9 protein-coding genes are annotated in these 12,067 nt (G+C 45.7%); 4 read left to right on the forward strand and 5 right to left on the reverse strand.

Features of this window, described 5'->3' with window-relative positions:
* Positions 1-31: 31 nt before the first annotated feature.
* From LPY66_RS05550 to LPY66_RS05570, 5 genes are all read right to left on the reverse strand, one after another.
* Positions 32-835: a 4Fe-4S dicluster domain-containing protein gene (locus LPY66_RS05550; protein WP_337987102.1), complete on the reverse strand. Its 804-nt coding sequence runs from the start codon at positions 833-835 to the stop codon at positions 32-34.
* 2 nt (positions 836-837) lie between these two features.
* Positions 838-3,426, reverse strand: a complete 2,589-nt coding sequence (locus LPY66_RS05555; RefSeq protein WP_337987103.1) for a molybdopterin-dependent oxidoreductase — start codon at positions 3,424-3,426, stop codon at positions 838-840.
* 421 nt (positions 3,427-3,847) lie between these two features.
* Positions 3,848-4,846, reverse strand: a complete 999-nt coding sequence (locus tag LPY66_RS05560) for a CobW family GTP-binding protein (RefSeq protein WP_337987104.1) — start codon at positions 4,844-4,846, stop codon at positions 3,848-3,850.
* An 8-nt stretch (positions 4,847-4,854) separates the two neighbouring features.
* Positions 4,855-5,976: a uroporphyrinogen decarboxylase family protein gene (locus LPY66_RS05565; RefSeq protein WP_337987105.1), complete on the reverse strand. Its 1,122-nt coding sequence runs from the start codon at positions 5,974-5,976 to the stop codon at positions 4,855-4,857.
* 3 nt (positions 5,977-5,979) lie between these two features.
* Positions 5,980-6,603, reverse strand: coding sequence for a cobalamin B12-binding domain-containing protein (locus tag LPY66_RS05570; protein ID WP_337987106.1), 624 nt, complete (start codon positions 6,601-6,603; stop codon positions 5,980-5,982).
* 264 nt (positions 6,604-6,867) lie between these two features.
* Here LPY66_RS05570 and LPY66_RS05575 point away from each other — a divergent pair, with 264 nt between their 5' ends.
* The 4 genes from LPY66_RS05575 (at position 6,868) to LPY66_RS05590 (ending at position 12,033) form a co-directional block, all read left to right on the forward strand.
* Positions 6,868-8,928, forward strand: coding sequence for a sigma-54 interaction domain-containing protein (locus LPY66_RS05575; protein WP_337987107.1), 2,061 nt, complete (start codon positions 6,868-6,870; stop codon positions 8,926-8,928).
* A 495-nt stretch (positions 8,929-9,423) separates the two neighbouring features.
* Entirely contained in the window at positions 9,424-10,677 is a 1,254-nt protein-coding gene (locus LPY66_RS05580; RefSeq protein ID WP_337987108.1) for an MFS transporter, read from the forward strand.
* A gap of 383 nt (positions 10,678-11,060) precedes the next feature.
* Complete coding sequence (mobA, locus tag LPY66_RS05585) at positions 11,061-11,711, forward strand: molybdenum cofactor guanylyltransferase (RefSeq protein WP_337987109.1); 651 nt, start codon at positions 11,061-11,063, stop codon at positions 11,709-11,711.
* Entirely contained in the window at positions 11,698-12,033 is a 336-nt protein-coding gene (locus tag LPY66_RS05590) for a P-II family nitrogen regulator (protein WP_337987110.1), read from the forward strand. Before mobA ends, LPY66_RS05590 begins: the two co-directional genes overlap by 14 nt.
* The last annotated feature ends 34 nt before the right edge of the window (positions 12,034-12,067 follow it).

Raw genomic sequence — 12,067 nt, forward strand, 5'->3', positions numbered from 1 at the left:
ATTTTTTCGGTAAATAAATAGATGGTAGGTGTTATTTTTCTAACGGGAAATCGCCGAGGTTCAGGCTCTTCTCCAACCGGATATGATCTACGGAAACGCTTTTGTAACCGTCGGCCTCGATGGTTAGAGAATAATTGCCCGCATTGAGTTTCTTAAACCAGAAATCACCGAAGTCGTCGGTTTTGACGGTCATTTCGCAGCCGTTTTTGCCTTTGAGTGTAACGACGGCGTTTTCAATAATCTCATTGTCAGCACGGTCCCAGACATCGCCGCCGATGAAATATTTTGGCAAATTGAGATAATAAACGCGCGGCTTCTGTCCAAGTTCGGGCTCAAGAACCTCTGCATTGGCAATTTCCGCAGCAAAGTCAGCTTCTTCGCCAAAACGCAGTGCGCCAGTGGCACAGAAGTCTGCGCAGCGAGGCGATTTGCCTTCATCAACAAGGTGCGCACAGCCGGTGCATTTCTGCGCAACATTGAGTTCTTCGTTCCAATAGATGGTGTGGTAGGGGCAGGCGTTGACAAGCTCTTTATTGCCTTCTGCTTTGACGGGATCGATAATGACCAAACCGTCTTCGCGTTTGTAAACGGCACCGTTGCTTGCTTCGATACAGGCGGGTTTATCACAGTGCATACAGGAGACAGGGCGGTATTCCAATTTGACTTTTGGGACTTGGCCATGGACGGTTTCCTCAATTCGCATCCAAAAATGACCGGTATCCGGCTGGGGTTTGGCATAAGGCATCCAATCGTTGTTCACGTGTTCATCTTTACAGGCCAGTTGGCAGCCGTAGCAGCCATTGCATTTGGCCATATCGATAACAAATACTTTCATGATCATTCTCCTTCCTTGATCCAGTTAGTGAGGCAGACGCCGCGGGCGTCGAATTCTCTGCCAAAGGTTTCCGGGTATTCCTTGGCGAGGGCAAAGACGTCACATTTTTCGATATTGACCAGGAACCCGCTGGTGACTTCACCGACGGCATTTTTCGACGTCGTGTTTGTCGGGCAGATCAGGTTATTGGCGCCGCCGCGATCGGAAACGCCGGCTTCGATCGGGTCAAGACGGGCACCGTGATCCTGGAGGACCACACCGGGTTTGATCCGTTCAGTAACATAAACACCGCCTAAGACCCAACCGCGGTCATTGATAACTTTAACGACGTCGCCGTTTTTAACACCAATTTTTTCAGCATCAAGCGGGTTGATCCATACGGGTTCATACAAGTAACCATCGGGCCCTTTCACTTTACAGGTCGGAATTTCTCTGAGCCATTGGATATCGTCCAACTGAGCATGGCAGCGCCAGCGCGGATGGTTGGATACGATCAGATACGGATATGTTTCACTGCGGGGATGGAGTCGGCTTTCCTGGTGTGTTTCCCCATAAGGGATAAATTTAGGATAAGGAGGCCGTTCCTGGTCGTCCGGGAAATAGTGCGCCAATTCTTCAGAATAGAAGTGGACTTTGCCGGTGGATGTCTCAAGCGGATTGTTTTCAGGATCCTTATAAAATGCTTCAAAACCACATTGGTCTTTTTCCCAGTCCTTGGCGATCGGGACAACGAAGTATTTTTTTTCGTTAAATTCGTCGTAGCTGAGATAATTGTGTACGCCGGATTGTTCGAAACCGCGGCGGATAAAGCCTTCGACATCCAGCCCTTCGGTAAACTTCTCGTAAATATCCGGGCCGAATCGTTTGGCGACCGCACAGGCGATTTCCCAGTCACTCATGGACTCGCCGATGGTGTCGATACATTGATCCTCGCGGTAGATCAGGTTGAAGTCACCACCGCAGATGTCAACGCTGATATCCGTTTCTTCAAACTTGGTGTTGACCGGCAGTAACAGGTCGGCAAATAAGCAGTCGTTTTCCAGCCAGGGATGTTGAGTAACGATAAATTCAATATTGGGTGAACGATAGGCCTCAATCATGGCGTTACCGCCGTTCCAGCAGGTCGTCCAGCATGGCGCGTCGCTCCATATCATACGGATCGGATTGGCACCCGGGATCGGATATTGATATTCGATGAATTGCTGTTCCGCCGGAAAGCCGGCATCGGGGAAAGAATACCATTTTAACGGATTCTCCGCCGTATAGTTGCCGCTTAAGGCTTGTGGCATCAACGTCTTGGGAATAAAGGACTCGACCAGTCCCATCATCCAGCCGTGGTAGGCACCGCCGAGATGCGGGATGATTTCAGAACGCGGGCCTGGCATCGCGCTGTTCAAACCGAACATCTGCCATTCAATAAATTTCAGGACGTTGCGTCCTGGTTTGCCGATACCTTGCATGGTTACGGCGAGGACTTCCAGCCGAGCCGGTTCATGCGAATAGGTGGAACGGATATAGGAGCCGCCGTTGCAGTGGCATAAGGTCGTTCTGTCTTTGGCCCATTTTCGGGCCAGGGCTTTAATGATCCGAGCAGGTACACCGCAGATTGGCTCGGCCCAATCCGGAGTCTTCGGAATGCCATCTTCTTCACCGAGGACGTACTTAAAAAAGATTTCATAACCATCGGCGTGAGTTTGGACATATTCCTTATCCCATAGGTTTTCCTTGAGCCAGGTATACATAATGGCCAGATGAAGCGCTGAGTCGGTATTCGGGAAGACAGGGATCCATTTGTCAGCATGAACTGCACAGCCGTAGTTCACATCCGGACAAATATAGACCTGTTTTATGCCGATCTCAGACAGCCAGAAGCACAAACGGCTGGACTGCTGTCCGCCCCAAGCCCAAGGGGTTGTTTCCATATCGCAGCCCCAGAAGAGCAGCGTGTCGGTATGATGGGACACGTCATACCACAGGTTATATTGGTTAGCCTGCCCTAATGGAGCCTGGCCCCACATGTGTTTGGCACCCCAATGCCAGCCTTCCCAGCTGTCGGGCTGGCGGCCTTGATAGGTATAGCCTCCGAGTAGTTTCAGCAGTTCCGTTTGGCAGCCATGAGGTCCGTGAACGGCTTTGGTTTCACCGTGACCGTCAACCTGTCCCAGTACCGAATAGGGTCCATATTCTTTATGGACACGTTTTAATTCAGAGACGATGATATCCAGTGCTTCATCCCAAGAGATGCGGACAAATTTACTTTTACCGCGATTCTGGGGATTACGTTCCCCATTGGGGTCCCAGTCTTCTCGTTTTAATGGATAGGGAATACGGTTGTTGGAATACGCCCTGTTTTTATATACCAGGCTGAATGGCGGGATTTGGGATTTCATTGAAGGTTTGTAGCTTTTGCCCCTGGCATTTAAAGTCCAGGCGTTCATTTGCTCCGGTGTATAAAGTCTGTCATAATGCATCGGTCGGATACGGACAATCTTACCATCTTTGACATCAACTTCAGTGGTATTCGAACCGCAGGCACCTCCGCAAAACCCAAGGCCTTTATAATAGGTTTTAAGGCCATCCGGTTTGTTCATATTCTCACTCCTTGTTTAAGAATCTTTTTCGCTTCTTTGCGTGTCAAACAATAAGCGATCGGTCACCCTGTACCAAAAAAGTAAAATTGCATAATCCATGCCACATACGATCTGATATGGTTGAATTGAAATATATTCTCTATTCTCGGTCAATTGAAGGTGTTTCTGCCGGGCATAAAGTTCGGAGTACGGGTGGATTTTAAAAATGTGCAATTCGTTTTCAGGTTTATTCTGCAAATGATTCAAATCTGAACGTTCAAAAGCGCTATTATTTATGATGATTGCTGATCGCGTATACTGCACCATAACAAAGAACAGACTGCACCATAAGAAATAACAAAAAATAAACACCCTTGGAGCGGCTCATTATGAACAACTCCTAGGGTGTTTGCAGTCATGCTGAAGGTCGACCGTGGAAAAGTCATTCGGCAAAAAGACGTTGTGCAGGCATAAGCAGATTTTGCCCGATAAGGACAACTCTGTCTTCGCTTTTACCCGTATAGGTTTCTCGCCGCCATTTTCCAAAGACATAGTCGACTTTGATACGATGACCGTCAGCCATCGTCAGAAGACTTTTTGTGCGGAATACGACGCCAAAACAACCATCAGATACTAAGGAAAAAAACGTATTTAAATCATCTTCAGAAAAACGTTTGATTGGACGCAGCGATATATATGAAAAACCTTCATTATTGTTTTCTAGCCCATGATGAGCGTGTTCACTGTGCTGATGGTTACCACGTGCGGATTGCTCCGCAGGTTTGTAGAAGCTAAACCGATGTGAATTATGACGCTTTTCGGCGTTCGTTTCCAGCCGAGATAGGGTTTGCTCCTCGGCGATGGCCAAGATGTCGAATGCTGAAATTTCAGCCCAAGGCTTAGCGATGACATACGCATTTGGGTTTAGTTCGGACAGTGTCAAAACCACAGACTGAACCTCTTCCTCGGATTCACAATCTTCGATATGGCTGACCAGAAGAGTATGGGCAGTCTTGATTTGATCGGAGTATAACTCACCACCCATATCGATAAATACCGGAAGCATTGTAGCGTCGAGGACGGTTATAACCGCATTGATCTGGGCCAGACCTTCACCAACAATTTTGTGACAAGCACGGATGACATCATTGGATCGGCCGATGCCGGTGGGTTCGATCAGGATACGTGATGGATGAAGATCGGCAATGATTTGGCTGAGCGCAATCATAAAATCTCCATACAGCGTACAGCAGATACAGCCGGCAGTGATTTCTCTGACCTGAGCGTTATACCCGGAGAGCAACTCCCCGTCAATACCGATTTCACCAAACTCATTTTCGATGATGACCATAGACTCGTCGTATGCTTCTGAAAGCAGCTTATTAATCCAGGTTGTTTTCCCTGCACCCAGAAATCCGGAAATGATATCGATTTTGACCATAGCCTAACCTACTCGACGCAAGCAGCGATGAGGGCGTCAAGATTCTTAGGCTTCGTATTGTGCGGAAGAGTACAAGCGCCGCTCATGATAAAACCGGTGGGCCCAAAATCGGCGATTTGTTTCTTGGTTTCCTCATACACCTCATCCGGGGTACCGAGAGCCATGAGTGAGGCGCTGGCATTTCCGGTTATGCACATGCGGTCACCAAGGATTTCTTTAAGTTTGTAAATATCGGTCATCCCATCGCTATCAAAAATGCAGCGGTTGGCGGGGAATTCTTTGAAGTAGTCAAGAATGGGAGTCCAATTGGCGTCCATATGGAAATAAGGCGTTCCGCCAATTTCCAGGACTGCGTTAGCTTCTGCCTGTAGAAGGGGCCAGACGAATTTTTCAAATTTTTCTCTGGAGAGAAAATCACAATTACCACGAACAGCAGGGGCTATACCTACCCGAATTTTTTCACCGGGACAGCGCTGCTGGAAAGCCGCCAAATCACGCCGGAAGTCAGCGATCATTTCTTCCTGCATGACATCGAGCGTAGCCTTGATTTTCTCCGGCATCCGGCGCAAATCACGGGAGAAGTTGACAATACCGCGGCCGGCGCAGAGACTGTCGTAGATAATTGGCGCCATCATTGGTGTCATGTTCACACACCCGATTTCGTTTAATTTTTGGTCAGTATACGCCATATATTTGCCGCCGGCGATCAGATCTTCTTCCGTCAATTCAAGGTAGTTCTCAAAATAGTAGTTTTGATAATACTTCCATCCTTTATCCAGGATAACATCATAGTCTTCCACTTTCATACAAGCGACTTCATCGATCTGCCAGGATGCATCTCGCGGCAGTTCGATACCAGGGAGTCTGGTTTTGGACATCCAGACAGCGCCTAAAGATTTTCCGGGGGCGATCCCCAAAACACTGACGGCATCAACATGTTTCATTTGTTTTAAAGCATCCAGCGCCCGGTCAAGCGCCCAAGGAAACTTTTCGACATAATCAGCCGTCACTGCGGACGGTTCAGCATAATGAAAGAATGCAAAGTCTCCGGAGAGGCAAATCGGAGTTCGATCTGTTTTTTCCAAACATACGGCTTTGTCAATGCGTTCTTTGCTACTCAATTGATTCATTGCTTACACCCCCAAAAATTTACGGGCTTGCATCATACCATCTTGGGCATCGTTACAATAAGCGTCGGCTCCGGTATAAGCTACCGTATGCGCATCAACAGGACCGCCACCAATGATAACAAACCGGCCTTCGGTTAATCCTTCTGCTTTTAAGGCATTAATCAGTTCTTTGACATGATCGAATGCCGTTGTCAGTAAGCAGGATATTCCGATAATCTGCGGCTGTGCTTCTCTGACGGCTTTGACAAAGTCCTCTTTCGGCACATTGATACCGATGTCAACGACTTTAAAACCATTGGATTTTAATACCGAAGCAGCAATATTCTTACCAATGTCGTGAATATCGCTGTATACTGTACCGATCAGAAAAGTACCGACGGAATTGACACTTTCATCTTCGGTCAAGCCTAACAATTCAACGGATTCTTTAAAAAGCTCACCTGACATGATCAGGTCGGTAAGAAAATACTCTTGCGTCTGGAAACGGCGTCCGACTTCAAACATACCGTCCTGCAATGATGCCATAATTTCATCTGTAGATGTACCGGCAGCCATTTCAGCACGGATTTCGTCAAATAAAGCATCCTCGTCCAATTCGGCCATTGTGTTTACAAGTTTTTCGATCACTTCAATACCTCCAACAATAGTAATAATTGAAAATTTATCTCCAAGCATAATTCATTGCAATATCCATGCCAAATAAAAATAGCCGATAGATACTGTATTTAATGTATAAGAAGTTGTAACATAATGCAATTTGTACAAAGATGAACGTCCAAATGTGATATTTAATTTTGGACAGTGCGATACTATTAGCGTATTCTCATTCTATTATCATTATGGTATACTATAATCGTTCAATTTTGAAACTCGAGGGAGTGGGGCAATACGATGATTAATAATGGGAACATTATTTTTCGGCCAATGTCCCGGGAACGCTGGGATGAGCTTATCCGGTGCAAACAGGAAATACAGGAACTTGGTCCGGATATTCCATTGGCCAATGTAGATATTGATCCGCGCATTGCGGACTGTTGGATCCGGTGTTATCGGGAAGGTATGCGTCCAGATAAGAAAATTCATCGCATTGAGACATATGATCGGGGAGCTGTTTCCCGAGCCATGAGCCGCAACGAGGCGCTTATTGAAGCTGCAAAAAGTGTATTTGATCAGATTTATCAATATCAAGATGACAGTTGGCCCTTTTATCTCGAACTTGTCGATCGCGATAATGTGCGACTTTTAGAAAGAGGCGTGTTTGATGATTCTGTTTATAATAATCCCATTCCGGACGAACATGTTGTGGGGATGAACTGCCACTCCCTCATGCGCGAGCATCATTGCCCAATGCAGGTCTGTGGTCCGGAAAACTACTTGGAAGCATGTTATCCCCATATGGTTTGGGGAGCACCTGTTTTCGATGATAACGGCAACTATTACGGCGGTATTTTTCTTTCGAAAAGGTTAAAGGATACAGAATGGGGCGAAATGAGTGATACCGCCCAAATCACCAATTTATATTTGATCAGTGCCATTGCCATCGGGATTGAGCGCTGTTGGACTGAAAAAAGGACGAAAGAACGCAGTGAAAAAGAAAAAGAATACAGGCGTTATATACAGGATATTATTATGAACCTGACGGAAGGCGGTATGATCATACTCGACAGAGATGGCTACATTATTGACAGCAACCGTCAGGCAATATCGTATCTCGGTATCCGTAATGTCGATAATAAACCCGTGGATAAGCTTCCGCTTACCAGTTATTTAAAGAACCCCAAAACACTCTCTATTATCATGCAGAGGCGGGAAGCTACCTTTTTTGAGGGAGGGATTATTACTGACCGGGGCGAAAAAAATTATACATTTATTTATACCCCGCTCAATAAGACGGATCCCGATGATCGCGCTTATGCAGCTATCCGTATTGTAGCCAGAGAAAAAGAAATTCCACGAAACGAAAAAACGATTGGAATGAAGACCAAGTTCTGTTTTAATAACATTATTGGCGAAAGTGCTGTCATTAAAGAAACGATAGCGATAGCTAAAGACCTGGCCATGTCCAACGAAAACATTCTGTTGACTGGCGAGAGCGGGACGGGCAAAGAACTCTTTGCGCAAGCGATTCACAGCGCATACAAGCCGGACGGCCCGTTTATCGCCTTGAACTGTGCAGCTTTTCCGCGCAGCTTGATCGAAAGTGAATTGTTTGGTTATGAACAGGGGACTTTTACCGGAGCGGAAAAACACGGACGTCCGGGGAAGATCGAATTGGCCAACGGTGGTACGTTGTTTTTGGATGAAATCGGCGATATGCCCATAGACGTTCAGGCTATCCTTCTCCGTGTGCTTCAGGATAAACAAGTGGTCCGTATCGGGAGTGTAAAATATAAGCCCGTAGATTTTCGCATTATCGCTGCCACCAATCAAAACTTAAAACACTTAATCGATGAAAAACGCTTTCGTCAGGATTTGTATTTCCGTCTTGCTGTCCTGCCCTTAACAATTCCGCCTTTGCGGGAACGGGAAGGCGATATCGAGCTGTTAAGCAGTTACTTTTTGGAAAAGTACTGTCTCAAAAATAATCTCCCGGTCCCGGAAATGACGCTTGAAGTAAAAAGGATGTTCAGAGAGAACCAATGGCCGGGCAATGTTCGGGAGCTGGAAAATGCTGTCGTATACTGTATCAGCATGTCACGAGGCAAAACGATCACCACAAAGCATGTTTTTGAAGATATCCATAAGGGAACTAACGGTTTTAAAGGAGCGGTCATCACTCGACGAACAGCGATGGCGAAGGAAAAGGAAAATGACTCGGTCCCCTCATTGGACGAACTGGAATCACTTTATGTTGAGAAAGCATTGCAAGCGGCAAACAACAATGTGACTCGGGCCGCAGCCATGCTTGGCATTAGTAAAACCACACTGTATCGTCGGATGAAAAAGATTTAGAGAAACAGTGATAACTCAAATTGTCAATTAATAAGGGCAAGTCGATTGACGTGTCCTTTTAATGCTTCCTTCTCGTTGTCTAGACCCATCCCATAGGATCCTTGGTATAGGATTGAGTAAATACGAAATTGAACGATCACTTTTGAATCGATAACAGAAATGGACGTTCGGAGAGAATGCGCACTCGGCTATGAGAATGAAAAATGCATTCATTATAATGGTCGAATTCAGCGTTTCCTGCGCTTTGGTGATATTAAGTGATAATTGCTTTGGCTGGCACAAATATTGCAATTATTGGTGATGTGTCAAATAATAAGCTGGCTTCGAAGAAGCACGCTGAAATGTAAATGTGGTGTATCTTGTATCCAAATCCAGACGTAGCGAAGCATATTTTTTTGAAAGGAGAACGTTTTTCTTTTTTATTAAATGCGAAACACGCCAGAAAGTAAAAAAATGTCAATGCTTTAATGCTAATAAGAGTTGGGGGCGTACTAAATGAGTGAAGCTGTTCATAAAGGTGCAAAAGGTGCTTTGTTGAAAGCAGCGCTATTGTTCAGCAGCGTCGACGGCATGGTAGCCAGTGCGTTAATGGTTCCGTTATTGGGAAGTATTGCAGCTGAGTATCCAGATGCTGCTCCGGGTCTGCTAAATCAAACGCTTTCATTACCTTCGTTGCTCATGATCCCTGCAATTATAATAACAGGTTATTTGTCAAAATATATCAGCAAGAAGTATCTTTTGATGCTGGGCAGCATTATCTTTGTTGTGTCCGGCTTCGGCAGCATGTACTCACCAAGTCTTGAAGCGCTTGTGGCTTTCCGGGCCTGTGAAGGAATCGGGATGGGGATCGTATACCCCTTGGCACCGGCCATTATCGCGCATTTATTCTATGGAGAAGAAAGAGCAAAATTGATTGGCTGGACCAATGCCTGCGGCGGTATATTTTCATTCGTGCTAGGGATAGGAGCCGGTTATGCGGCGCTCACGGATTGGCGGCATGCCTTTTATTACTATCTGATATTTATCATCGTTGTCGTCATGCAGGGAATCCTGCTTCCGGCATTTCCGCCGGAAAAGAAAGATGAGACGATTATTCAGGCTGCTACATCCGGTGAAAAACCCAAGCTGGGTTATGCTGTTTATCTCACCATCGGGGCAATGCTTATTTTTATGTCGGTAGCCATGGTTATTATTTATAATCTGGCCATCTTCATCATGAGTGAAGGGATTGGAACTTCCGCCGACGCCGGGATGGCATCTTCGATTAATACCGTAGCTTCTTTCTTTATCAGCTTGGGCTTCGGTTACATTTTCCGCTTTCTGAAACGGTATATCTCAGTGTTGGGCCTCTTTTTCATGGCGTGCTCCTACTTTATTTTAAGTTCGGCACATACGATGTCCTTGGTCTATGCCGGTACGATTTGCCTTGGGGCATCCATGGGCTGTATTTTCCCTTATTTGATGACCCGGGTGGCACAGGTCGCGCCGAAAGCAGTCAAAACAATGGCAGTAACCTGGCTGAGTATGTCAATCTATCTCGGTCAATGGCTATCCGGATATTTTGCAGTATGGATGGCCAATATGGTCGGCGGAACGACGCGCCAGCTTTTCTCGGCAGTAGGTATGATTTTTCTCGTCTTTGCAGTTCTTGCTGCTGTTTTCATTGCAGTGACCCAGAAATATGAAAGCAAAGTCGTCGTCATCGAACAAAAGATAGAATTGGATGATGTTGCTTATAAAGTCCCATAATGACCATAAGAGACGATCCCCAAAGAAGCGTATAAAGAAGAACAGAATAATGAACCGTTATTAAAGGGCGTATATTATTGCAGGATAGGCGTATATTATTACAGGATATAGGTATGAAGACTATGGACATAGTTGGTATTTCGCTGCTTATCGAACGAGATTAACTTTAACAGCACGGGATGGCAATAGTTAGTTAGATCGGATGAGTCGTAGTTTTCAGCTATATGATAGATAGCATCGTTATCCTTATAGGGATGCAGTCATTATTTCACTGCATCTCCTGTTTTTTTTATTCACAGTTTTCCCTTTACATATTTTCCAGATATGTTAAATTATTAATGGTTACGAGAATAATATATTGACATGGATTTTATTGAAGGAAGATGCACGTGGAACATAAGAAGCTGGATATTACCGGGGTGCTCCTTGTTGGCGGGGAGAGTAGGCGTATGGGTCGGAACAAAGCGTTTTTGGAAATAGCGGGAAAGCCGTTATTGGAAAGAAATCTTGAAGTTATGGGAAGTATCTGCAACGAAGTTATCATCAGTTGCAGAGAGACCGATCAATACGAAGGGTATACAAAACAGTACCAAGTCATTGCGGACAGAATTAAAAATAAAGGCCCCCTGGCAGGCTTGTGTTCCATCTTGCCACTGGCCAAATACGAGTATATTTTTATGGCAGCCTGTGATATGCCTTTGCTCAATAGACAAGCCATCGCCTATATTTACAGTCAGATTGAAGACTATCAGTTGATCTATCCCTATGTTTGGGACCGATTGCATCCCTTGCATGCCTTTTATCATCAAAGTATCCTGCCTGTGGCAGAAAAACATCTGCAGGAGGATCAGCTTAGTTTGTTGGACCTTCCCAAGGGATGCCGAACAAAAACGCCCCGAGTCTCTGAACTATTAGCGGGAAATCCTACTAGAGAATTAATTGAACAAAGTTTTCTTAATGTTAATACGCCTCTGGAATGGGATCGCATCAATGAAAAATTAATGAGAGAGGTATCCCGAAATGAAAAAAATTGAAGCAGTGATCCGCGGTAATAAGCTCGATCAGGTTGAAAAAGCTCTCGGTAATATCGGGATCAGTGGGATCACCGTATCGCAGGTGCTTGGATGGGGGCGGCAGAAAGGCAATATTACCGAGGTATATCGTGGAACGGAGATTTCGGTGCGACTGCTGCCTAAAGTCAAGCTCGAAGTCATCGTCGACGATGAAGACAGTGAAAAAGTTCAAGAAGCTATTCGCCAAAACGCCCATACCGGCGCTCATGGGGATGGCGTACTTTGGGTCACGCCGGTGGAAGATTTCATGCGGATCCGCACAGGGGAGATATTTCTGGATTAAAATGCCTTATGCGGTGATAACTGATGCATAAATA

Origin of the sequence: Dehalobacter sp. DCM (genome assembly GCF_024972775.1) — a bacterium.
Lineage (GTDB): Bacteria > Bacillota > Desulfitobacteriia > Desulfitobacteriales > Syntrophobotulaceae > Dehalobacter.

What these genes read in the sequence shown, in the direction of transcription:
- LPY66_RS05550 (WP_337987102.1), bottom strand. Translation starts at nt 835, where the DNA reads ATGAAAGTATTTGTTATCGATATGGCCAAATGCAATGGCTGCTACGGC.
- LPY66_RS05565 (WP_337987105.1), bottom strand. Translation starts at nt 5,976, where the DNA reads ATGAATCAATTGAGTAGCAAAGAACGCATTGACAAAGCCGTATGTTTG.
- LPY66_RS05580 (WP_337987108.1), top strand. Translation starts at nt 9,424, where the DNA reads ATGAGTGAAGCTGTTCATAAAGGTGCAAAAGGTGCTTTGTTGAAAGCA.
- mobA (WP_337987109.1), top strand. Translation starts at nt 11,061, where the DNA reads ATGCACGTGGAACATAAGAAGCTGGATATTACCGGGGTGCTCCTTGTT.
- LPY66_RS05555 (WP_337987103.1), bottom strand. Translation starts at nt 3,426, where the DNA reads ATGAACAAACCGGATGGCCTTAAAACCTATTATAAAGGCCTTGGGTTT.
- LPY66_RS05590 (WP_337987110.1), top strand. Translation starts at nt 11,698, where the DNA reads ATGAAAAAAATTGAAGCAGTGATCCGCGGTAATAAGCTCGATCAGGTT.
- LPY66_RS05560 (WP_337987104.1), bottom strand. Translation starts at nt 4,846, where the DNA reads ATGGTCAAAATCGATATCATTTCCGGATTTCTGGGTGCAGGGAAAACA.
- LPY66_RS05575 (WP_337987107.1), top strand. Translation starts at nt 6,868, where the DNA reads ATGATTAATAATGGGAACATTATTTTTCGGCCAATGTCCCGGGAACGC.